This window comes from Shimia litoralis (genome assembly GCF_005518135.1).
GTDB lineage: Bacteria > Pseudomonadota > Alphaproteobacteria > Rhodobacterales > Rhodobacteraceae > Shimia_E > Shimia_E litoralis.
In genome coordinates this window covers 70382-92778 of record NZ_SULI01000008.1, presented here as the reverse complement: position 1 = coordinate 92778, position 22397 = coordinate 70382, and the positions used below count along the sequence as shown (strand labels likewise).

At 55.0% G+C, this 22397-nt stretch carries 20 protein-coding genes; 9 read left to right on the top strand and 11 right to left on the bottom strand.

Annotation, left to right across the window (positions count from 1 at the left end; translation table 11 throughout):
- Nucleotides 1-112: 112 nt before the first annotated feature.
- The 4 genes from FAP39_RS08875 to mmsB all read left to right on the top strand — a co-directional run bounded on the left by FAP39_RS08875 (nt 113) and on the right by mmsB (nt 4425).
- On the top strand, nt 113-1246 hold the full coding sequence (locus FAP39_RS08875; RefSeq protein WP_138016043.1) for a carboxylate-amine ligase: 1134 nt from the start codon (nt 113-115) through the stop codon (nt 1244-1246).
- A gap of 97 nt (nt 1247-1343) precedes the next feature.
- Nucleotides 1344-2489: an acyl-CoA dehydrogenase family protein gene (locus FAP39_RS08870; protein WP_138016042.1), complete on the top strand. Its 1146-nt coding sequence runs from the start codon at nt 1344-1346 to the stop codon at nt 2487-2489.
- Between the two features lie 13 nt (nt 2490-2502).
- Nucleotides 2503-3549 carry an enoyl-CoA hydratase/isomerase family protein gene (locus tag FAP39_RS08865; RefSeq protein ID WP_138016041.1) on the top strand — a complete coding sequence of 349 codons (1047 nt, stop codon included), beginning with the start codon at nt 2503-2505 and terminating at the stop codon, nt 3547-3549.
- 3 nt (nt 3550-3552) lie between these two features.
- Nucleotides 3553-4425, top strand: coding sequence for a 3-hydroxyisobutyrate dehydrogenase (gene mmsB / locus FAP39_RS08860; RefSeq protein ID WP_138016040.1), 873 nt, complete (start codon nt 3553-3555; stop codon nt 4423-4425).
- A gap of 75 nt (nt 4426-4500) precedes the next feature.
- On the opposite strand, the gene uvrA is transcribed toward mmsB, so the two are convergent.
- Entirely contained in the window at nt 4501-7362 is a 2862-nt protein-coding gene (uvrA, locus tag FAP39_RS08855; protein WP_138016039.1) for an excinuclease ABC subunit UvrA, read from the bottom strand.
- A 170-nt stretch (nt 7363-7532) separates the two neighbouring features.
- Here uvrA and FAP39_RS08850 point away from each other — a divergent pair, with 170 nt between their 5' ends.
- Nucleotides 7533-7892: a rhodanese-like domain-containing protein gene (locus FAP39_RS08850; protein WP_138016038.1), complete on the top strand. Its 360-nt coding sequence runs from the start codon at nt 7533-7535 to the stop codon at nt 7890-7892.
- Nucleotides 7893-7898: 6 nt separating this feature from the next.
- Here FAP39_RS08850 and FAP39_RS08845 read toward each other — a convergent pair whose 3' ends face one another.
- From FAP39_RS08845 to FAP39_RS08820, 6 genes are all read right to left on the bottom strand, one after another.
- A complete protein-coding gene (locus FAP39_RS08845) occupies nt 7899-8435 on the bottom strand; it encodes a class I SAM-dependent methyltransferase (protein WP_246059029.1) in 537 nt (178 codons plus the stop codon).
- A 33-nt stretch (nt 8436-8468) separates the two neighbouring features.
- Nucleotides 8469-9863 (bottom strand): dihydrolipoyl dehydrogenase, encoded by a 1395-nt coding sequence (lpdA, locus tag FAP39_RS08840; RefSeq protein WP_138016036.1) that lies wholly within the window; start codon nt 9861-9863, stop codon nt 8469-8471.
- Between the two features lie 106 nt (nt 9864-9969).
- Complete coding sequence (locus FAP39_RS08835) at nt 9970-10548, bottom strand: DUF924 family protein (RefSeq protein ID WP_138016035.1); 579 nt, start codon at nt 10546-10548, stop codon at nt 9970-9972.
- Nucleotides 10549-10649: 101 nt separating this feature from the next.
- On the bottom strand, nt 10650-11915 hold the full coding sequence (locus FAP39_RS08830) for an MFS transporter (RefSeq protein WP_138016034.1): 1266 nt from the start codon (nt 11913-11915) through the stop codon (nt 10650-10652).
- Nucleotides 11916-12017: 102 nt separating this feature from the next.
- Complete coding sequence (queA, locus tag FAP39_RS08825; RefSeq protein ID WP_138016033.1) at nt 12018-13064, bottom strand: tRNA preQ1(34) S-adenosylmethionine ribosyltransferase-isomerase QueA; 1047 nt, start codon at nt 13062-13064, stop codon at nt 12018-12020.
- 5 nt (nt 13065-13069) lie between these two features.
- Nucleotides 13070-16339, bottom strand: a complete 3270-nt coding sequence (locus FAP39_RS08820; RefSeq protein ID WP_138016032.1) for a YhdP family protein — start codon at nt 16337-16339, stop codon at nt 13070-13072.
- A gap of 121 nt (nt 16340-16460) precedes the next feature.
- Between FAP39_RS08820 and FAP39_RS08815 the strand changes: the two genes are divergently transcribed.
- From FAP39_RS08815 to FAP39_RS08800, 4 genes are all read left to right on the top strand, one after another.
- Entirely contained in the window at nt 16461-16925 is a 465-nt protein-coding gene (locus tag FAP39_RS08815; RefSeq protein ID WP_138016031.1) for a peroxiredoxin, read from the top strand.
- Nucleotides 16922-17749, top strand: coding sequence for a ferritin-like domain-containing protein (locus tag FAP39_RS08810; protein WP_138016030.1), 828 nt, complete (start codon nt 16922-16924; stop codon nt 17747-17749). Before FAP39_RS08815 ends, FAP39_RS08810 begins: the two co-directional genes overlap by 4 nt.
- Before the next feature lie 158 nt (nt 17750-17907).
- Nucleotides 17908-19221 carry a M23 family metallopeptidase gene (locus tag FAP39_RS08805; protein ID WP_171006816.1) on the top strand — a complete coding sequence of 438 codons (1314 nt, stop codon included), beginning with the start codon at nt 17908-17910 and terminating at the stop codon, nt 19219-19221.
- Nucleotides 19211-19717, top strand: a complete 507-nt coding sequence (locus tag FAP39_RS08800) for a bactofilin family protein (RefSeq protein WP_138016029.1) — start codon at nt 19211-19213, stop codon at nt 19715-19717. Before FAP39_RS08805 ends, FAP39_RS08800 begins: the two co-directional genes overlap by 11 nt.
- A gap of 107 nt (nt 19718-19824) precedes the next feature.
- Here the strand turns inward: FAP39_RS08800 and FAP39_RS08795 are convergent, their stop codons facing one another.
- The 4 genes from FAP39_RS08795 to FAP39_RS08780 form a co-directional block, all read right to left on the bottom strand.
- Nucleotides 19825-20118: a hypothetical protein gene (locus FAP39_RS08795; RefSeq protein WP_138016028.1), complete on the bottom strand. Its 294-nt coding sequence runs from the start codon at nt 20116-20118 to the stop codon at nt 19825-19827.
- Between the two features lie 78 nt (nt 20119-20196).
- The gene (locus tag FAP39_RS08790) at nt 20197-21156 is read right to left on the bottom strand and encodes a DUF3179 domain-containing protein (protein ID WP_425471416.1); all 960 of its coding nucleotides are present in this window, start codon (nt 21154-21156) and stop codon (nt 20197-20199) included.
- A gap of 125 nt (nt 21157-21281) precedes the next feature.
- Entirely contained in the window at nt 21282-21830 is a 549-nt protein-coding gene (locus FAP39_RS08785; protein WP_138016090.1) for a peptidylprolyl isomerase, read from the bottom strand.
- A complete protein-coding gene (locus tag FAP39_RS08780) occupies nt 21823-22335 on the bottom strand; it encodes a peptidylprolyl isomerase (protein WP_138016027.1) in 513 nt (170 codons plus the stop codon). The genes FAP39_RS08785 and FAP39_RS08780 overlap by 8 nt, the downstream gene beginning before the upstream one ends.
- Nucleotides 22336-22397 lie beyond the last annotated feature (62 nt).

Below are 22397 nucleotides of genomic sequence, written 5' to 3'. Positions count from 1 at the left end.
CAATCGAAAGCCTCCCGTGCGGGAAGGTTAAGTTGACGCAGGCGATCCTCGGATAACTTGAACTTATGCGCATTTCCTGCTGAACTTGGCACATTCAGAAGGGCGGCGTGCTATGTCATTGAAAGAACCAGATTTTACCATCGGCATCGAAGAAGAATACCTGCTTGTCGACAAAGACAGTCTTGATCTTGCCCCTGCCCCTGATGCTTTGATGACGGCATGCAAGGCCGAGCTGGAAGGTCAGGTCAGTCCCGAGTTTCTGAATTGCCAGATCGAAATCGGCACCACGGTTTGCCAAAACATCGGTGAGGCGCGCGAAGATCTCAAGAGATTGCGCAGCACGGTGGCGCGTGTTGCGAACCAGTTCAATCTTGCGCCAATCGCCGCCTCTTGCCATCCATTTTCAGATTGGCGCCGCCAGCATCATACGGACAAAGACCGGTACAATAATCTGCGCGATGATCTGGCGGGCGTGGTCAGACGTATGGTGATCTGCGGGATGCATGTCCATGTTGGATTGGCCTCAGGCGATCAACGTATCGACCTGATGAACCAGCTCAAGTATTTCTTGCCACATCTTCTCGCGCTCAGTTGTTCTTCGCCATTTTGGCAAGGTGATGATACTGGCCTAAGTTGCTATAGATTAACGGTTTTTGACAACCTGCCGCGCACGGGGCTGCCTCCCAAACTGGATGGCTGGGGGCAATTTGAACGCTCGGTAGATGCTATGACCGAGATCGGCGTGATCGAAGACGCCAGCAAAATATGGTGGGATTTGCGGCCCTCTTCGCGGTTTCCAACCCTTGAAAGCCGGATTTGCGACGTGTCGCCGCGCTTGGAAACCACGTTAACGCTTGCAGCATTAACCCAAGCCCTGACGCGCATGCTTTGGCGGTTGGCGACCAAGAATCAGCGCTGGCGCATATATGATAACTTTTTGATCGCTGAAAATCGCTGGCGCGCTCAACGCTATGGTTTGGGCGAAGGGTTGATTGATTTTGGCAAACGCGAAATCGTGCCATTTTCCGATCTTGTCGAAGAGATGATCGCACTTGTGCAAGAGGATGCCCAAGCCCTGTCATCACTGGCAGAGGTCGAAAACACCCGCAATATTCTGGCACGTGGCAACAGCGCGGATCAGCAAAGAGGCGTGTACCGCGATGCCCTTCAGGCCGACTATAGCCATGATCAGGCGCTACGCGCTGTCGTGCAGCATTTGGTCGATGAATTTCATGCAGATTTGTAATTTTGCTAAATCATTTTGCAAATTTGCCCGCTGACATAGTCTTGCAAGAATTGTACAATTTAACGACTGTTCAATTGCGCGTTTTGGGAGGAACCACATGGACTTCGCACTGACCGAAGAACAAACCCTTATCTTTGATATGGCCAAAAGCTTTGGCGAAGAGCACATCGCCCCATTTGCCCAGCAATGGGAACGGGAAGGCACAATTCCAAAGGATTTGTGGCCCAAATTGGCGGAGCTCGGGTTTGGCGGCTTGTATGTGTCTGAAGAATACGGCGGCTCTGGCCTGTCGCGTCTCGATGCAACCTTGGTGTTCGAAGCCCTTGCGATGTCCTGCCCTGCGGTTGGCTCGTTCTTGTCTATCCACAATATGTGTGGCGGCATGATCGACAAATTCGGCAGCGAAGACACCAAACAAAAGTGGCTGCCTGACCTGTGCACCATGGACAAAATCTTTTCGTACTGCCTGACCGAGCCGGGCTCGGGGTCTGATGCCTCGGCTCTGCGCACGCGCGCCGAACGCACAAACGACGGCTATACGTTGAACGGCACCAAAGCGTTTATTTCCGGCGGCGGATATTCCGACGCCTATGTCACCATGGTCCGCACAGGCGACGATGGCCCCAAAGGGATCTCAACCGTTGTTGTCGAGGCTGGCACCGATGGCCTGAGCTATGGCGGGCTGGAAGACAAAATGGGTTGGAAGGCGCAACCGACGGCCCAAGTCCAGTTTGATGACTGTACCGTGCCTGCCGACAACCTGATCGGTGAAGAAAGCAAAGGCTTTGTCTATGCGATGGCCGGTTTGGACGGGGGCCGCCTGAATATCTCCGCCGGTGCATTGGGCGGGGCGCAAAATGCGCTTGACCTGACCATTGCATATATGGCCGAGCGCAAGGCATTCGGAAAATCCATCAACCAGTTCCAAGCTCTGCAGTTCCGTTTGGCAGAATATGAAACCAGACTTCAGGCGTCGCGGACGTTCCTGCGCCAAGCGGCGTGGAAACTTGACAACAAGGCGCCCGATGCGTCCAAATTCTGCGCCATGGCCAAGCTGATGGTCACCGATGTGGCGTTTGACGTTGCCAATGGATGTCTTCAGCTGCATGGCGGATACGGGTATCTGGCGGATTATGGCATCGAAAAAATCGTGCGGGATCTGCGCGTGCATCAAATTCTTGAAGGCACAAACGAGATCATGCGCTTGATCGTGGCGCGTGCGCTTTTGGCTGAACACGCCTGATTTGGGGCCAAATATGGATGACATTTCCATCCGCAAGGTCGGCAAGACCGGCCGCATCACTCTCACGCGTCCCAAGGCGCTGAATGCGATGAGCTATGCCATGTGCATCGCCATCGAGGATGCGTTGGACGCGTGGGCCATTGACGATGATGTCAAAATGATTGTGATCGACGCAGAGGGCCAGAAGGCCTTTTGCGCCGGTGGCGACATTGCCGAACTGTACAACACCGGAATCGCCAAAAATTACGATTATGGACGTAAGTTCTGGGCCGACGAGTACAGAATGAACGCCAAAATGTTCGAAATAGACAAGCCGGTCGCAAGCTTTATGCAGGGATATACCCTTGGCGGCGGCGTTGGTGTGGGATGTCATGCCTCGCATCGTATCGTCGGAAAGACCAGCCGCATTGCCATGCCCGAAGTCGGAATCGGTCTGATCCCAGATGTCGGCGGCACCTATCTTTTGGCGCATGCGCCTGGACGTCTGGGCGAATACCTTGGGCTGACGGCGGCACATATGTCGGCGGCAGACGCCATTTTGGCGGGCTTTGCAGATTACTATATCGAAGAAGAGCAGTGGCCAGCGCTGATTGCGCAGCTTGAGGAAACCGGGGATTGGACCTGTATTGACGATCTGTGTACCAAGCAAGATGCGCCCCAAAGCCACCTTGTAGGCAAGATGGGTCAGATCAACGCAGAATTTGCAGGGGAAACCCTGCGGGACGTGGTGAACGCCCTGCGCGCAGACACATCTGACTTTGCGTCGGAAACTCTGGACCTGATGGCAAAAAATTCGCCGCTGGCGATGGGCTGTGCGCTGGAAATCATCCACCGTGTGCGCAATTGCACCGACATTCGCATGCCTCTCAAACAGGAATACCGTTTCACCTATCGGGCAATGGAGCACGGAGATTTCCTTGAGGGCATTCGCGCCAAAATCATCGACAAAGATCACACCCCAAAATGGCAACACGACCTAACCGGGGTTCCCGATGTGGCCGTGTCCAGCATGTTGATGCCGCTTGGGGATAATAAACTGACTTTTGAAAAGGGAGAGTAGTCCATGAAAATCGGATTTATCGGATTGGGCAATATGGGTGGTCCAATGGCGGCCAATCTGGCCAAAGCTGGACACGATGTGGTGGGCTTTGATATGGCCAACGTCGCCATTGATGGCGTGACCCTCGCCGACAGCGGTGCCGCCGCTGCTTCGGGTGCGGACGTCGTGATCACCATGTTGCCAAACGGACAAATCTTGCGCGCTGTAGCCGCCGAGATCATTCCCGCGATGGCACAAGGGGCCGCCTTGGTGGATTGCTCGACCGTGGATGTCGACAGTGCGCGTGCCGTGGCCGAAGACGCCGCAACTGCGGGGCTTCTTTCGGTAGATGCCCCTGTATCGGGCGGCGTTGGCGGTGCCGAAGGTGGTACGTTGACCTTTATGGCCGGCGGCAGCGCCGACGCCTTTGCAAAAGCCGCGCCTTTGTTTGACATCATGGGCCAAAAAGCCGTGCATTGCGGGGATGCAGGCGCGGGCCAATCTGCCAAAATCTGTAACAACATGATTTTGGGTGTCACCATGATCGCCACCTGCGAAGCCTTTGCTCTTGCAGACAAACTTGGCCTTGATCGTCAGAAAATGTTTGATGTCGTAAGCACATCATCAGGCTATAGCTGGACAATGAATGCCTATTGCCCCGCACCAGGTGTTGGCCCCCAGAGCCCGTCTGACAATGACTACAAGCCCGGCTTTGCGTCTGAATTGATGCTCAAAGATTTGCGGTTGTCACAACAGGCTGCCGGATCAGTAAACGCCGATACGCCAATGGGTGAAATGGCACGCGACCTGTATACACAGTTTGTGGAAAACGAAGACGGCCTGGGCATGGACTTTAGCGCCATGTTACCACGTTTTGAGAAGCGCGACCGGTCCTAAAAGCCAAGATATGTGCGGTCCCAACATCCACGAGGATCGGGGCCGCACACGGATTTACAACTTCGCGTCGCGCGCTTATTCAGCCGCGACCTTTTTTGTACCGCCCAACATCTGACTTAGATAATGTCCGGTGTGGCTTCGGGGTTCTTTGGCGACCTTTTCGGGGGTGCCGACGGCAACAATCTCACCGCCACCGTCGCCGCCTTCGGGACCGATATCAATGATCCAGTCGGCGGTCTTCACAACATCCAGATTGTGTTCAATCACGATCACGGTGTTGCCTCCCTCGACCAATTCATGCAGGACTTCCAACAACTTACGCACATCTTCAAAATGAAGACCCGTGGTGGGCTCATCCAGAATATACAACGTACGTCCCGTCGATCGCTTGGACAATTCCTTGGACAGCTTCACGCGTTGGGCCTCGCCGCCTGACAGGGTGGTGGCCTGTTGACCCACCTTGACATAGCCAAGCCCCACACGCGCCAATGCATCCATTTTGTCGCGAATACTGGGCACCGCCTTGAAGAAATCTTGGGCGTCTTCGACGGTCATATCCAAGACATCCGCAATCGACTTGCCTTTGAATTTGATCTCTAGCGTTTCACGATTGTAGCGCGCGCCCTGACAGGTCTCGCATGTGACATACACGTCGGGCAAGAAGTGCATTTCGATCTTGATAACCCCGTCGCCCTGACACGCCTCACAGCGTCCCCCCTTGACGTTAAAGCTAAAGCGGCCCGGCTTGTACCCACGTGCCTTGGCTTCAGGAAGACCTGCAAACCAATCGCGGATCGGGGTGAATGCCCCCGTATAGGTCGCAGGGTTGGACCGCGGCGTACGGCCGATCGCGCGCTGATCGATATCGATCACCTTGTCCAAATGCTCTAGCCCTTTGATGGTTTCGCAGGGCGCAGGGGTCTGGCGCGCCCCATTCAGACGCATAGACGCCGTTTTGAACAAGGTTTCGATCGTCAACGTCGACTTGCCGCCACCTGAAACCCCTGTCACGCAGACAAACTTGCCCAGAGGGAAATGCGCCGTGACCTTTTTCAGGTTGTTGCCTGTGGCTTTGACCACGCTCAGCTTTTTGCCATTGCCTTTGCGCCGCTCGGACGGCACCGGGATCTCGCGTGCACCAGACAGATACTGCCCGGTCATCGACGCAGGATCAGCGGAAATCTCTTCGGGTTTGCCTTGCGAGACAACCTGCCCGCCATGTACGCCTGCCCCAGGACCGATATCAAAAACGTAATCGGCCTCTCGAATGGCTTCTTCATCATGTTCAACAACGATGACAGTGTTGCCTTGGTCGCGCAGGTTCTTAAGCGTGCCCAAAAGGCGGTCATTGTCGCGCTGATGCAGGCCGATAGAGGGTTCGTCCAACACATAGAGAACCCCCGTCAAACCAGAGCCAATTTGGCTGGCCAGACGGATGCGTTGGCTTTCTCCACCGCTCAATGTACCACTTGAACGTGACAGCGTAAGATACTCTAATCCAACATTATTTAGAAATCCAAGGCGTTCTCTGATTTCCTTAACAATGGCGCGGGCAATCTCTTGCTTTTGCTTGGTCAGGTGATTTGGAACATCTTCAATCCACGCCAGTGCCTCGCGGATAGACATCTGAACGACGTGCCCGACATGCAGACCCGCAATCTTGACCGCCAGCGCCTCTTCGCGCAGACGAAACCCCTCGCAAACCCCGCAGGACCGATTGTTTTGATAGCGCTCGAATTCTTCGCGAATCCAGTTGGAGTCTGTTTCGCGATAGCGCCGTTCCATATTAGGAATGACGCCTTCAAACACGCGCGTCACCTGATACACACGCCCGCCTTCATCATACCGGAATGGGATTTCTTCATCCCCCGATCCATATAAAAACACCTGCTGCACATGTTTGGGCAACGTTTTCCAAGGTGTGTTTTTGTCAAACTCATAGTGTTTTGCGATGGCTTCGATGGTCTGCAGAAAATACGGGGACTTACCTTTGCGCCACGGGGCCAGTGCCCCATCATAGACCTTGAGCGTGGTATCAGGCACCACGAGACGTTCATCAAAAAACAGCTCAACGCCAAGGCCGTCACATTCAGGGCAAGCGCCAAACGGCGCGTTAAAGGAAAACAGCCGTGGTTCGATTTCAGGAATGGTAAATCCGCTGACCGGACAGGCAAACTTTTCAGAAAATGTGATGCGCTCGGGGTCACCTTCTTTTGGGGCCGTTTCCAGAATGGCGATTCCATCTGCAAGATCCAGCGCGGTGCGTAGAGAATCCGCCAGCCGCACCTCGAGCCCTTCTCGGATCACCAAGCGATCCACCACGACATCAATGTCATGGCGGAATTTCTTATCAAGTGTGGGGGGGTCATCCAGCTCGTAAAACGCGCCATCGACCTTGACGCGTTGAAAGCCTTGTTTGCGTAACTCGAGGAATTCCTTGCGATATTCCCCTTTGCGATCCCGCACGATAGGGGCGAGCAAATACCCCCTCATACCCTCTTCAAAGCTCATGATACGGTCGACCATATCCTGAACTTGCTGGGCTTCGATCGGTTGGCCAGTCGCCGGGCTGTACGGGGTGCCGACGCGCGCAAACAACAAGCGCATATAGTCGTAAATCTCGGTAACGGTGCCGACCGTCGAACGCGGGTTTTTTGACGTGGTTTTTTGTTCAATCGAAATCGCCGGAGACAGCCCGCTGATGTGATCCACATCGGGTTTTTCCATCATATCCAGAAACTGACGCGCATAGGCCGACAAGGACTCTACATAGCGACGCTGGCCTTCCGCATAGATCGTGTCAAAGGCCAAAGATGATTTTCCGGAACCAGACAGCCCGGTAATCACCACCAATTGGTCACGCGGAATATCAACGTCAATATTCTTGAGATTGTGCTCGCGGGCACCGCGTACTTCGATATTTTTGAGTTCAGCCATTCTAGCCCCCAGGTTCCTGCCCAAGAAATAGATAAATCGAACGCATTATCCAAGCGAAATGTGTGAACAAAGTAGGAACAATAGACACTCTCGATGAATAGTTATTGAATTCCAATTATGGAATGTTAAGTTGGTGCAACCCGAACACTGACAATACCAAGGACGTTCTGATGCAGTTTTGGAAACACCTTCGTTCGCATAAACTTGGACCTGAGGATGCCGTCAACGCACTGCGCGAGGGCACTGCGATTCTGATTGATGTGCGCGAACAAGCCGAGGTTTCCAGCACAGGGCATGCCACAGGTGCAATTCATATCCCATTGTTTCGCCTGCAAGATATGGCCACTCCGGGACATCCTGACTGTCATCCATCGTTGGACCAGACGGCCACGATTTTCCTGTATTGTGCCTCTGGCGGGCGGTCGTATTCCGCCGCACGACTGCTTCGAAAGCTTGGGTATGAGGATGTGCATAATATCGGCGGCATAGGGCATTGGATCCGCGCCGGAGGCCAAATCGAGGCCCCTTGACGGCACCTAGGTTTTGCGCGCCAAGGCCCATGCACAAATCGGAAACGCCGGGTCATTGGACAAATCGTCTGTCTCCGGGTGGTATTCTGGGGGCCATGACGGTTCAAGATTGCGCAGGGCAGCCGCGCGATTGCCCCATTCCTCGGTCCGAATCTCGGTATCTTTGAAGCCGACCTCTATCAAGAAGTTCCGAAGCCCCCGCGCCGACCACCGCGAACAATCCACCGGCGCGCCGTGCAGTGGCACGAAAAACGGCACCGCAATCCAGAAATACCCGCCTTTGCGCAACATATCATAGACGTTCAGCGCCGCCATATAGGGCCGATCCAGATGCTCCCAGACTTGATTGGCCAAAATCAGATCATATTGGCGCGCCCTGCCCCGCGGATTTAGAAACGGCCCCGCGCAGATATCAAACTTGGGGAAATGATAAGATTTGTATTTTTTGACTGGCAAGGTCTTGCCCCATTTGCCAGAGATTTCGCAAATCGACATGTTTTCAAGATCAAGCGCGCGCAGCCATTGGCGGCTGGTCTTATTCATCACGATTCTATTCAAGCTTGCCATACGGTGCGATCACATATGGATCGCACGCCCAAAGGCATCCAGCACGCTTTCATGCATCATTTCCGACAGGGTTGGATGTGGAAATACGGTCTGCATCAGCTCGGCCTCGGTGGTTTCAAGCGTGCGCCCGACGACATACCCCTGAATCATCTCTGTGACCTCTGCCCCCACCATATGAGCCCCCAAGAGCTCTCCGGTTTTGGCATCAAACACAGTTTTCACCATGCCCTCGGGTTCGCCAAGAGCAATGGCTTTGCCGTTACCAATAAACGGGAAGCGCCCGACTTTGATATCGTATCCGGCGTCTTTGGCCTTGGCTTCGGTATACCCGACACTTGCCACTTGTGGATGGCAATAGGTGCAGCCTGCGATGCTCTCTGGCTTCACCGGATGCGGATCTTGGCCAGCGATCAATTCGGCCACCATCACGCCTTCATGGCTGGCTTTGTGGGCAAGCCAGGGTGCGCCGGCGATGTCGCCGATGGCGTACACGCCCTTGGCGTCTGTCCGGCAATATGCGTCCGTCACCACATGGGTACGATCCACCTTGACGCCAGCGGCCTCAAGTCCAAGGTTTTCAACATTTCCGACAATTCCAACCGCTGAAATCACGGTATCAAAGTCGAAGGTCTGGACCTTGCCAGCGGCTTCAATATGCGCCGTCACCTTGCCTTTGCCACGATCCAGCTTTTGAACCGACGCATTTTCCATGATCGTCATGCCTTGTTTGACAAATTGCTTTTTGGCAAAGGCGCTGATCTCGGCGTCTTCGACAGGCAACACCCGATCCATCACCTCGACAACGGTCGTGTCAGCCCCCAATGTATTGTAAAAGCTGGCAAATTCTATGCCGATTGCGCCCGACCCGATCACCAGTAATTTTTTAGGCATACGTGGCGGAGTCAGCGCGTGCTTATAGGTCCACACCAGATCACCGTCTGCCTCGAGCCCAGGAAGTTCGCGTGCACGCGCCCCCGTGGCCACAACAATATGCGGTGCCGTGAGCGATTGCGGACCTTTTTCGGTGGACACCTTGACCATCCCGGCGCCAGCCAGCGTGGCCTCGCCCATGACCACAGTCACCTTGTTCTTTTTCATCAGGTGACCGATGCCAGAGTTCAGCTGTTTTGCGACCCCACGGGATCGTTTAACAACCGCCTCAAGATCAAAGTCGATGCTTTGGGCCTTGAGCCCAAATTCCGAAGCCCTATGCATCAAATGAAACACTTCAGAGGACCGCAGCAACGCTTTGGTCGGGATGCATCCCCAATTCAGACAGATGCCACCCATATGTTCGCGTTCAACAATCGCGACCTTCAGACCAAGTTGCGCCCCACGTATCGCGGCCACATATCCACCCGGTCCTGCGCCGATCACAATCATGTCGAATGTGCTGCTGGTCATAAGCCCCTCCTCGTTTTTGATTTAACAAGAAGCCTAGATCAGTTTTTCAGTCACTTCAACGAAACCTGTCGACTTGGCACCAGATGATATGTGCCGTCAGGCCGCCCTAGCTGGCAGCCTGAAGTTCTTGAACCGTCGCCCCATATCCACCTGTGCTCAGGTATGCACGTTCTGGGCCGGTGTACGGCCGTGACAATGCGTCATTCCGATACGGGAATCGGCCGAACTTGCGGATCACTTCGCGATGCGCTTTGGCATGTAACATGTTGGAATTCCCGGTTTCGGGCATTCTTTCCAACATCATGCGCACACATCGTTCCTGATCACACAGATTTTCGGAATGCATCAAAGGCAGATAGAAAAACTGCCGTTCGGGCTCCGAAATCTTAAGATCCCATTTGTTGTGAATTGCTGACTTGGCCGCCGCAAGAGCCGCGCGATCAGACGAAAACGCCTTGGGATCACCGCGAAACATGTTGCGCGGAAATTGATCCGTCAGGATGATAAACGCAAGTGCACCGCGGGGGTATGTCACCCATTTTGTCAGGTACTCTTGTTTCGCGCTTTTCCATGTCTCCAGAAATTTGTCGCGGATCTGCTGATCAAGTTCATCTGACACGGCGTACCACCCCGAAGGGCCCACCTCGTCTAGCCAGAACGTAAGAATTTCTTCGGGCCCTGCCATTGCCCCATCTCCTTGCTGACGCCACCCACCACGGTGACATAAAAATGTTACACAGAGTTTAGGTAAAAATCACAGTAACAAATTGCGTCATCAACGACATATTATGCGGCATTCTCTGCTTCTTCCTCTTCCAGAGCCGTTTCAATCGCGATTTCTTGCGCCACTTCAACCACAACCGGGGATGACCCCGGTGTCAGCGCGGCAAAGCTTCCTGTGTCTTCGACGGCGATCGCGGCACGTCGTGTTGTCCGGTATCCAGCATAGGCTGCCATCGGAATCAAAAGCCCGGCAATCATCAGGAAAAATCCGGGTCCGCCCAACGCCGTCATCATCCACCCTGTGATAATCGGACCGGCAATAGCCCCCATCCCATTGATAAAGATAAGCCCGCCGGACGCCGCCGCCATGTCTTCGAGTTCGAGAAAGTCGTTGGTATGGGCGATCAACAGGGAATACAGCGGGTTTGACGTGCCGCCAATGATCATCGCGACGCCCAACAAGACGAAATAATTTTCACCGAACATCATACCAATCACAGCACCGACGCCCCCCGCAAGGGCCACGCCCATAATGAGAACGCGACGATCCATCCGGTCCGACAACCAGCCAAGCGGATATTGAAACAAGGTCGCCCCGACATAGAATGACGCCACAAAGATCGACAATTTGGTCAGACTCAGGCCGATTTGAGCGCCATACACCGCCGACATACCAAATTGCGCGGAAAAGACCCCGCCCAACAGGAACATGCCAACAGCCCCCAATGGCGAGTATCCAACCAACTCCTTAAGGCTCATGGGTTTGGTGGATTCAAACGCAGGTGTCGGTGAAATTGACAGCAAAATAGGGGCGAAAGAGATCGACACCAAAACAGATGGAATGACGAACAGCACAAATCCCGACGGATCGGCCGCTAGCAAAAGCGCCTGTGCGGCAATGATCCCAATCATTTGCACGATCATATACAAAGACAGAGCCTGACCACGGGTTTCGTTGGTAGCGGCGTTGTTCATCCAGCTTTCCGCGGTCACATACACGCCCGAAAAACAGAACCCGATCACAATCCGGCCTGCGACCCAAACCCACGGGTTTGCGAATGTGGGATACAAAATCAAAACAGCAGAAATAAACGATGCAAGGGCGGCAAAGACGCGGACGTGCCCCACACGTCGGATCATATCTGGTGCCATGCGCGAGCCACCTAGAAAGCCGACGAAATAGGCCGACATCACGATCGACATCTCAAACGTAGAAAACCCTTCGATTTCCCCACGCACACCCAGCAATGTCCCCTGAAGGCCGTTGCCGACCATCAAAAGCATCATACCCAACAAAAGCGCCCATGCGCTGGAAAGAAACTGGAACACCCGCGACTCCTATTCGTCTAAGCGTTCTTTCTTGCACGAATTTGCCACAGCCATATGTATTGTCTGCGACCTGCTTGGCGCATTTGCGCCATCAATTTACATCTAGGGTATCAGCAAAGAGGCATCGCCATAAGAAAAAAAGCGATATTCCTTGGATACGGCATGTTGGTAAATCTCGCGAATACGATCTGCACCGACAAAGGCTGACACCAACATCATCAAGGTGGATTTGGGCAGGTGAAAGTTAGTGATCAACGCATCCGCCACATGAAATGTGAACCCGGGATAGATGAAAATGTCGGTTCCCCCCTGCCACGGCTGTATCTGTCCGCTGCGCGCTGCGGTTTCAATCAGACGCAGCGCCGTGGTGCCAACCGGAATCACACGTCCCCCGTTGGCTTTGGTGTCCTGAATATCGCGCGCGGCCTCGGGGCTGACGCGGCCCCATTCGGAATGCATTTTGTGATCCAGCACGTTGTCGACTTTCACCGGTAAAAACGTCCCTGCCCCGACGTGCAGCGTCACAAAGGTGAATGTCACCCCCATCTGCGCAAGCGTATCCAACAAAGCCTGATCAAAGTGCAACGACGCTGTGGGGGCCGCGACAGCGCCCGAATGTTCGGCCCAGACGGTTTGATAATCGGTTTTATCCTGTTCATCTGCGGCGCGTTTGGCGGCAATATAGGGCGGCAAAGGCATCGCACCAGCAGCAGCCAACGCCCCGTCAAAATCCTCGCCGCGCAGATCAAACTGTAACACCGCCTGCCCTGCATCCTTGTGCAACAAGGTGGCCTTGAAGTTGTCGGCAAAGACAATCTCTTCGCCTTCACGAACTTTCTTGAGCGGCTTGAGAAGCGCGCTCCATTGACCATCTGCGCGCGGTTCCAACAAGGTCACTTCGATCTTGGCGCTGGTTGGACCTTCTGGGCCGACCCGATGACGTGCCCCGGTCAGGCGCGCCGGAATAACCTTGGTGTCATTGAGCACAAGCCGATCTCCGGGGCGCAACCATTCGGGCATATCCCCCACGGTGGCATCAACGGTCTGTGGGCCATTGGACACCAGCAAACGGGCTGAGGTGCGCGGAACAGCCGGACGTGTCGCAATCAGGTGGTCCGGAAGATCAAAGTCAAAGTCAGACAGCTGCATCGGTTTCATTTTTCCAATTTGGGGGCCGGGCGGCGGAAAATCTCTCGGAAAAAGCCCGGCGTCAAGGCAGACAATGGGTTCACTGACACCTTCATGTCGTCGATAGGGCCTGAAAGGTTGTAGTTAAACGCAATAAGTCCTTCGCCTTTGCGCGCAGCAATCGGCTGTCCCACCAAATTCACCATATAGATTGGTGAAATCGCGCCCTGCATATCCAGCATCGAGTTGGCAAAATTGTAATACCCATCCATCGACAATCCCATTGCGGGTCCCACGGCACTGCCTTGGGCCAGAATGATCTGCGAGGGCGTCAACCGAAACCGAGACGCCACATCGGTGAACAGAATTCCCGGCCCGCTGAGCTGTTCAATCAGGCCCACAATGCTGATGGCATTCAAAAGCTCTGCGATGGCAGGCGCTTCTTTGATCTTGATATTCTTGATCTCAAACGCTCCGTCGTATTCTCCGGCCTTGGCCGTGGGGTCCAGCCGGAAATCAAGCGTTCCACGCGAAGCCGACGGCACCACGCCAAGCGCGGTCAGGACCAGATCGGCGCGATCAGATTGCGCACGCACAGCAGTGCGTCCCGACTGCGGCAAAAGCTGGCCTCGGACAGGGGCCGAGCCGTTCAGCAAAGCCGTAAAGCGCCCCTTAAGGCCGCCTGTATTCACAAAATCACCCTTAAAGCCGCGCAACGAGATCGTGTCAGTGACCTGAACACGGTCCAAGGTCACGGATGCGGGTCCGATTCCGCTGTCGCTTGGGTTTCCATTGCTGCCGCCAACCTGCGGGGGCATGCGACGCATATCCAGCGACCCGTTGTGGACGATGACTTCGGGGGCCACGCCTGCGCCGCGGCCACGCAATTCACCGGTGCCTGTCAACCAGTCAGAGACGCTTAGGCTGTTCATCACCAATCGCCCCAATCCGCCATCTGGGGCCAGTTCAATCCGACCATCCGCCTTTAGGCCCGGCGCCTTGATCGAAAACCCGTCAATCACGGGGGCCTCTGCAAGGGTCAGATCCAACGTGCCGCTGGCTGCGGTCTTGGCAGGTTTTTCCCATGCCAAAGGTGGAAACGACAAGCCGACACCTGTGAAATCAGTGGTGATCGCCATTTTGGGCGCCGTGCCTTTGACGAAATCAATCACAAAGCTGCCACGACCCAGTCCCGTCACCGTGCCTTTGGGGAGACCCACATTGAATTCCGTGAGGGTTCGCGCGCTCAGCTCGGCCCATCCAGTCAACGTGCTGGTGCCGTCATTCTTGCGGCCAATGGGCAAAGACCATGCGGCCTCGACAGGCAAATCCCCCACAAAGCCCGGCCCGCCAAGTTCGACACGCTCATCGGTGGCATGCACAGTCAGATCGCCTGAAATGACCTTGTCCTTTAGGAAATGCGTGCTTTTGGCATCGCTGACGGTTCCCGAGATGTCGAATTTGACATCCTCGGGTAAAATTTTGTCCTTGAGCACCAAATTCAGAAATCCGGTGGCTTTGACCCAGCCACTGCCGACATCCACGGGTAAATTGGCCTTGGTCATGATCTCGAGTGGTTTGCGATTCAGCAGCGACAACACCGCTTTGACCGGGGCTTGGCCGACGATGCGCACAATCGCCGGTGATTTTTTGATCCGCGTATCGGTTACGGTAAAGCCAGTGTTCTGGATTTGAACCTCGCCGCCTTCTTGGGCACGAATGACGCCGCGTTCTGCCCCGACGATGAACTGATTGCGGATCAAGGTCGCATATCCCGCCCCCCCTTTGATGGGGGGCATCGTTTTCATGAACCGCAAATCCAGATCTTTGAACTGGAAATCCGCATAGACATCCGGCGGTGCATCGACCCGCGAGCGCACCGCCAGATTGATATCGCTCAGTTGAACACTGTGGATGTTGTCGACGATCCACTTGCGAAGCTTGGTCTTCACACGATCCGGCCAAATTCCGATCAACCGATCAGGTTCAACCGAGTTCATATGACCATCCAGGGAATACACCCAATTCTCGCCATCGGTGGCCAGTTCGCCATTCAACAACAAACGGTGCCCATCCTGACGCAGCACCAATTGCCCCAACGACACCTCGAACGGGTTCAGCCGCAACCGGAAGTCGATAAAAGAGTCATCCAGCGCAATCGGCACGTCGGCCAAATTTTTCGGGTTCAATTCAAGTTTGCTCAGGTTCATCTGAACCAGCATTTCTTCGGGGCGCCCCTCGACAAGCTTGGCCAGAACGGCCTTGCCCACAGCTTCGGCCTTGAGAAGCTTGGAGTTCAACGCAAAGTCTTCCAACGCCAATGTCAACGTTGCAGGATCATAAGACAGAAAAGTGTGGGCAGACTCGATCGGGATCGGACGTACATTTTCGTTGGGCTGAAGGACCCCTTCGCCGATTTCAAGCGACACATGCGTCGGACCAAGGCGGCCGGTCACATCCGTCGACATCCGCAACGATCCGGAAATCGGGGCCTTAAACACATTCAACCAAGTGACGGCAGGCGACTGGGACGCGATATCGCCAGAAGGCAAGCTTTCAAACGACATCCCAAACCGCGATTCCTCGGACCCGTAAGAGGTTTCAAACGACACATCGACCGTTGATGCATACGAACGCTGGCCCAATACCGAAAACTGCGCGTGCAGACGCACAAAATCGCCTTCGCGTTCCATGCGTGCCAAACCACCATCCACAGTCCATCCACGCCCTGCCCGCACATCTTCGTAACGCAAGGCCAGCGCATCCATCGACAGCCGATCCAACTCGGCAAACGCAGGACGATCAAGAATGTCCTCGACAATGCGCCCGACATCTTGAATTTGTGCCGTCCGGTTGATCGGGTTGACCGCCTGACCGCCCTCGCCCAACGCCAGATCAAACGATCCGTCTTGCAAGCGGCGCATATTCAAAAACAATCCCGAGACAACAATTTCGCGCGGTGCGATACGACCCTGTATCAGATTGGAAACCGATAGCGTGGTGTGGACTTCTTCCAGATCGATGCGGCTTGACGACCCCACTTCGGAGACTTCGACGTCGCGCACATAGATGCGCGGATTCCAGTTATCCTCGACAACAATGGACACCTCACCCAAAGCCAGATCAAATTTCTGGATGCGTTGGTTAACGGTCTGCTCAATCCGGCTCACGACCCATTGCGGTAAATCCACCGGCCGCCCCAGCAAAGCAAACAAGCCCACCGCGCCAACGATCGCCAGCAACGCGAGGCTCTGAAGCGCCCAAATGCCAAACAGACGGCGTCGCCGTCCGGTCACCGGCGCTTGAGAAGAGATATCTGGTGTTTCGGTCAGCGGTTTGCCCTGCCATTATGTGTTTTCTATTGCTCGCCACGCTCGACTATATACGGTACGCGCACCTGACCCAAGGAGACTCTCGATGGTTGACGTTGCCGACATGGCCCTGGACTTCACGCTGCCCGCAACGGGCGACACATCTGTCACGCTTTCTGCGTTGCAACCCAAGGCAATCGTGCTGTTCTTTTATCCACGGGACAATACGGCAGGATGCACAAAAGAAGCCATCGGTTTCACCGAAAACCTTGCCGCGTTCGACGCCGCCGGCGCACATGTGTTCGGGATTTCCAAAGATAACATGGCCTCTCACGAGCGGTTTCTTGCCAAAAAAGAGCTGGGCATGCCGCTTTTGTCGGATGCTGACAGCGAGGTCTGCGAAGCCTATGGCGTTTGGAAAGAGAAAAAGATGTACGGCAAGACCTTTATGGGAATCGAGCGCTCGACGTTCCTGATTGATGGCACAGGTCGCATCGCGAATGTCTGGCGCAAGGTTAAAGTCGACGGCCATGTCCAAGACGTGCTCGACGCAGTAAAGGCGCTGGGATGACCCAAACGCTTTCACAAATGGCTGTCGAGGTTCTGACAACGGCAGACGGGCGCGCGAAAACCGCGCTGTCTCACAAATACGCCGCCGCATGGTTTGCCGCGCGCAAGGCTGGGTCCGAGATCGAAATCGGCACGGCGACACCGCCAATCATGCCCTCACGTCCTGACAAACCAGAGCTGTTATCGCCCCGCGATGTGCCCCGCCGCCGCCCGGGTAGCCCGCAAGGGCGCATTGCCCTGTTGCACGCGGTGGCCCATATCGAATTGAACGCAGTTGATTTGCATTGGGATATCATTGCCCGATTTGCAGACACCCCGATGCCCGTCGGATTTTACGACGACTGGGTCAAGGCAGCCGACGAAGAATCCAAACATTTCAATCTGGTATGCGACTGTCTTGAGAACCTAGACAGCCATTACGGCGCCTTGCCTGCCCACGCCGGAATGTGGCGCGCCGCCGAGGACACCGCCACAGATTTTCTGGGGCGTTTGGCCGTTGTTCCCATGGTGCTTGAGGCACGCGGCCTCGACGTGACCCCCGGCATGATCACCGTTTTCCAAAAGGCGGGCGAAACCGAAACCGTGTCAGCGCTGGAAACCATCTATGCCGAAGAAGTCGGCCACGTGGCCTATGGGTCAAAATGGTTCAACTTTTTGTGCGGCCGTCACAATCTGGACCCCAAAGATGTCTTTCATAAGCTGGTCCGCAAGTATTTCCACAGTACGCTGAAACCTCCTTTTAACGAGGAAAAGCGCGCAGAAGCAGGATTACCGCCGGATTTCTATTGGCCTCTGACCGAACAAGGGTCCGTCACAGAGCCATAACATCGGCAAGAGCTTGCCGGTTTGGCCTGCGGCAATCAGAAGCTGCATGAAAACGCTTAAAAAACTTGCCCCTTCGGTAACGTCTGGTTAAGAGATTTCGCGTCGGTGCCGAAATAAAAGAGCACCACGCGCAAGGGGTAAGGAAGAGGACGCACGACGTGAGAACACGGTTCGCTATTAGACTACACGCGTTTTTGGAACGATTTTTTCCAGAGCGCCGTCTTTTTCTGCGATCTGATACCGATACGCGTTTTATCCGCTTGCGCCCGTCTACACAGCTTATCGCCTTTGTGGGCAGCACCGTCATCGTAGCATGGACCATTGTCGCCACGGCCATTTTGTTGATGGACTCCATTGGATCGGGCAATTTTCGCGAACAGGCCCGCCGCGATCAGCAAACCTATGAACTGCGTTTGAATGATCTGTCCGACGAACGTGACGCGCGCACCGAAGAAGCACTTGCGGCACAAACGCGCTTTAACTCTGCGCTGGACCAGATTTCGCTGATGCAATCCGAACTTTTGGCCTCAGAGACGCGGCGGCGTGAACTTGAGACGGGGATCGAAGTGATCCAGTCGACGTTGCGCCGGACCATGAAAGAACGCGAACTGGCCCGCACCGAAGTTGACGGACTGCGCAATGTATCCACAGATACCGCCAGCGCCCAAGGTGACGCGTCGCCATTGGGCAATGAAATGGTTGGCGTGCTCTCAGACGCCCTTCAAGAAACAGCGGCTCAACGCGACGAAGTCATTGCAAGCGCCAAGCTCGCGCTGCGCAGCGCCGAAGACATGCAGCTTGAAATGGCGTTGATGGAAGAAAAGAACGATCAGATTTTCCGCCAGCTCGAAGATGCCATGACGGTCTCTGTTGCCCCGCTGGACAAAATGTTCAAAGCGGCTGGCATGAACACCGACACTTTGCTGGAAGAAGTCCGCCGCGGCTATCAAGGTCAAGGTGGCCCAATGATGCCGCTGTCGTTTTCGACCAAGGGCGGCGAATTGACCAAAGAAACCGTGCGCGCCAACCGTCTGCTGGATCAGATGGACCGGCTCAACATGTATCGGATCGCGGCAGAAACCGCGCCATTTGCCAATCCTCTCAAGAGCGCCTTTCGCTATACCAGCGGCTTTGGCATGCGTTGGGGACGGATGCACAAGGGCACCGATTTTGCCGCGCGCCACGGCACGCCGATCTATGCCACAGCCGAAGGTGTGGTTGTTCACGCCGATTGGCTTTCGGGATATGGACGGCTTATCAAAATCAAACATGAATTCGGAATCGAAACACGGTATGCGCACTTGGCGAAAATCCGCGTAAAAGTCGGCCAAAGGGTCTCGCGCGGCGATCGTATAGGTGATATGGGCAACTCTGGACGGTCCACTGGCACGCATTTGCACTATGAGGTGCGCGTAAACGGTCGGGCCGTAAACCCGATGACATTTATCAAGGCAGGAAGAGATGTTTTCTAAGAGTAAAATCAACGAACCCGCACAAAAAGCCGCCGAGCCGGCCAGATCTCCGGCCCCTGCTGCTGCGCCTGCGGCCCCTGCGGCACCAAAGTCTGGCGAGTTCAAATCATCGCCCCCTAAGGCAAAGCCACCGGCATCCGTGCTGTCATCGGACTTGCACGTGACCGGGAACATGAAAACCACGGGCGACATTCAGGTCGAAGGCATCGTGGAAGGCGACATTCGCGCGCATCTGTTGACCATTGGCGAAACCGCCACCATCAAAGGTGAAGTGATTGCTGATGATGTTGTGGTCAATGGCCGTATCGTGGGTCGTGTCCGTGGCCTTAAGGTGCGTCTGACATCCACCGCGCGCGTCGAAGGTGACATCATTCACAAGACCATCGCCATCGAGAGCGGTGCGCATTTCGAAGGTTCGGTCCAGCGTCAAGACGACCCGCTGACCAAAAAAGCCGCAGCCCCTGCTCCAGCCAAGAAGCCCGCAGCAGGCGCTTAAGCTATTAGATATTTTCTATGTAAAGAGCGCTCTGACCGGAGCGCTCTTTTTCGTTTCTTCTGACAGATCGCCAGACGCTTTGGTCGAATCCGCGATTTCAGGCGCCGCTAGTCCCCCGCGTCACCGTCATCAAAGCTATCCGAAACCATGGTCATTCCCAAAACGGTCGCACTCGCGTCGGTGTAATCTGCTTTTTGGCCAGCCTTGCGTTTGCGGCGCGCACCATTTGCCGCCCAAAAGACGACAGCGCCAACAACGGTTAATCCCCCACCTATGACCAAGGCAGCAATGGCGTCTTCCGTCATACCTTTGGCCGATATTGTCTCCAGCCCGGCCCCCAAGATGACAAAGCCGACCAACAGAAACCCAAGCGATATTACAAGTCCAATAAGAAATCTCATCACAACTCTCCTCCTGCCCCAATAATAGCAGAGCCGTGAATGTCTCGCCTTGAGCGACCGCAAGTCGCTCCAAAGTGCCTAGTCGCCCAACATCCAGATGCCTGTGGGCCAAAACGCATGAAACGCAAAGGCAAACATCACATCATGCGGCAAGTCCGCACCAGCGGCATCGCGCACTCGAATGGTGCCGACATCCTTGCCTTGGCCAATCTCTGCGGTGTCCAGCGCAGAGGCCTGACCCGAGGTCCAGGAAATTTCTATCCCATCCTCCTTGATCCCCTCCAAGGTTCTGAGCCGGTCGAGTGGCCACGCCTTGTTGCCAACGCGCACAACCCGCGCCAATGGGTCAATATCGTGCGGGGGAAACTCGCCGCTATACAAAAAGGGTTTATATGCGCTGTCGTATCCTTCGTATGGATTGCGGCCATACGGGCGGTTGTGAGGCGGTTGCGCCATCACCAATCCATCCGGGTTGCGGTGTCGAAAGCTGTCCCAATCTTCCATCCATGACACCACAGGGCGCAATTCTGTCCCCGTTAACATGCCGACAACCGCCGTCCCGATGGCTTGCTGCCACCAGCTTTGGGTCTCGCGATCATACATGATCATGTCAGAGTTTCGTAATTTGCCGCTGACACCGAATGTCAAAACGCGATCTGCCACGCGCCGATCAAAGGTCAGCGCCGAGTTGCACAAAGGACAGAAGGTCACCGCGATCGGGGTGGCGCCAATGGTGTCGTTCACAATTTCATGCCACGTCAGATACCGCAGCGGATAGGCGCGCGCGCTCTCTCCGGGCATCTCGACAGCAATCACCGGCTCGCGCCCCCCGATCCTAGTCTCTTGCGAGACCAACACGAACTGGGGATCACTTAGGGCTGGTATGCCATCTTTGGGCGGGCCGCCTGACAGGATTTCCACCCAATTGTCGATTGTCGTGGTGCCAAAATCGGTCTCGGGCCATTCATGCTTCCAAAAATCTGGATTGGCCAAAGCCATGGCAGGACAGAGCATCAGGATGGCGACAAGTTTGCGGATCGACACGGGTTTTCCCCCTATTGCGACACCTCCTGAGGGTGCACAATAATAAGGGGGGCTGCATAGCCCCCCTCACGATGGTTTGAAAACCTGTGTCCTTGCGCGTACCGCGCAGGCCATCACACCTAGTCAGTGACGGTGACTTTTGTCATCACATCAGGTTTGCCAGTGACGGACCCGCTTTGGCCTTGGCCGCGCTTGATCGTATCAACGACATCCATTCCGTCAGTGACACGTCCAACAACCGTGTATTGCCCGTTCAGGAAATGCCCTTGGTTGAACATGATAAAGAACTGGCTGTTTGCTGAATCGGGATTCTGGCTGCGGGCCATGCCAACGACACCGCGATCAAACGGCACATCGGAGAATTCGGCAGGAAGATCAGAGAGATCAGATCCGCCCATGCCCGCACGGCGCATATCGCCGCCCATTTTTCCGAATTGAACATCGCCGGTTTGCGCCATAAAGCCTTCGATCACGCGGTGAAACACCACGCCATCATATTTGCCGTCTGCAGCAAGCGCCTTGATTTGCGCCACGTGTTTTGGGGCCACATCGTCAAGCAGATCAATGGTGACAACGCCGTTTGCGCCTTCGCCTTCGATCTCGATTTGCAAACCAGATGCCAAGGCAGGGCTGGCGAGCAAGCTTAGGGCAAAAATGGCGTTACGCATCAACATCAGCAGCCACCTTTACAGACACCATACGGTCTGGATACATGGGCGGCTCGCCTTTGACGATGGCATCCACATGATCCATGCCCGACACAACACGGCCATACACGGTGTATTGCCCGTTCAGGAAATGGTTGTCTTTAAAGTTGATAAAGAACTGGGAATTGGCGCTGTCCGGGCTTTGCGAACGGGCCGCACCCAAGGTGCCGCGATCGTGTGGCAGCTTGGAAAATTCGGCTTTGAGGTTTGGCAGGTCTGATCCACCCGTGCCAGCGGCGCGGATATCAAAGTCTTTTTCCATGTTGCCATTGGCCACATCGCCTGTTTGCGCCATGAACCCGTCAATCACACGGTGAAACGCCACGTTGTCATACTGACCAGAGCGCGCCAGCTCTTTCATGCGCGCACTGTGGCCGGGGGCCACGTCAGGCATCAATTCAATGACAACGGTGCCATTGCTGAGTTCCATCAGGATCGTGTTTTCGGGGTCTTTGATATCAGCCATTGGGCTCTCCTGTCATTTGCTTGGGGATTAGTTAATCACCACAGGCGCAATTGCCAAGACAC

What these genes read in the sequence shown, in the direction of transcription:
- FAP39_RS08875 (WP_138016043.1), top strand. Translation starts at nt 113, where the DNA reads ATGTCATTGAAAGAACCAGATTTTACCATCGGCATCGAAGAAGAATAC.
- FAP39_RS08870 (WP_138016042.1), top strand. Translation starts at nt 1,344, where the DNA reads ATGGACTTCGCACTGACCGAAGAACAAACCCTTATCTTTGATATGGCC.
- FAP39_RS08865 (WP_138016041.1), top strand. Translation starts at nt 2,503, where the DNA reads ATGGATGACATTTCCATCCGCAAGGTCGGCAAGACCGGCCGCATCACT.
- mmsB (WP_138016040.1), top strand. Translation starts at nt 3,553, where the DNA reads ATGAAAATCGGATTTATCGGATTGGGCAATATGGGTGGTCCAATGGCG.
- uvrA (WP_138016039.1), bottom strand. Translation starts at nt 7,362, where the DNA reads ATGGCTGAACTCAAAAATATCGAAGTACGCGGTGCCCGCGAGCACAAT.
- FAP39_RS08850 (WP_138016038.1), top strand. Translation starts at nt 7,533, where the DNA reads ATGCAGTTTTGGAAACACCTTCGTTCGCATAAACTTGGACCTGAGGAT.
- FAP39_RS08845 (WP_246059029.1), bottom strand. Translation starts at nt 8,435, where the DNA reads ATGAATAAGACCAGCCGCCAATGGCTGCGCGCGCTTGATCTTGAAAAC.
- lpdA (WP_138016036.1), bottom strand. Translation starts at nt 9,863, where the DNA reads ATGACCAGCAGCACATTCGACATGATTGTGATCGGCGCAGGACCGGGT.
- FAP39_RS08835 (WP_138016035.1), bottom strand. Translation starts at nt 10,548, where the DNA reads ATGGCAGGGCCCGAAGAAATTCTTACGTTCTGGCTAGACGAGGTGGGC.
- queA (WP_138016033.1), bottom strand. Translation starts at nt 13,064, where the DNA reads ATGCAGCTGTCTGACTTTGACTTTGATCTTCCGGACCACCTGATTGCG.
- FAP39_RS08815 (WP_138016031.1), top strand. Translation starts at nt 16,461, where the DNA reads ATGGTTGACGTTGCCGACATGGCCCTGGACTTCACGCTGCCCGCAACG.
- FAP39_RS08810 (WP_138016030.1), top strand. Translation starts at nt 16,922, where the DNA reads ATGACCCAAACGCTTTCACAAATGGCTGTCGAGGTTCTGACAACGGCA.
- FAP39_RS08800 (WP_138016029.1), top strand. Translation starts at nt 19,211, where the DNA reads ATGTTTTCTAAGAGTAAAATCAACGAACCCGCACAAAAAGCCGCCGAG.
- FAP39_RS08795 (WP_138016028.1), bottom strand. Translation starts at nt 20,118, where the DNA reads ATGAGATTTCTTATTGGACTTGTAATATCGCTTGGGTTTCTGTTGGTC.
- FAP39_RS08785 (WP_138016090.1), bottom strand. Translation starts at nt 21,830, where the DNA reads ATGCGTAACGCCATTTTTGCCCTAAGCTTGCTCGCCAGCCCTGCCTTG.
- FAP39_RS08780 (WP_138016027.1), bottom strand. Translation starts at nt 22,335, where the DNA reads ATGGCTGATATCAAAGACCCCGAAAACACGATCCTGATGGAACTCAGC.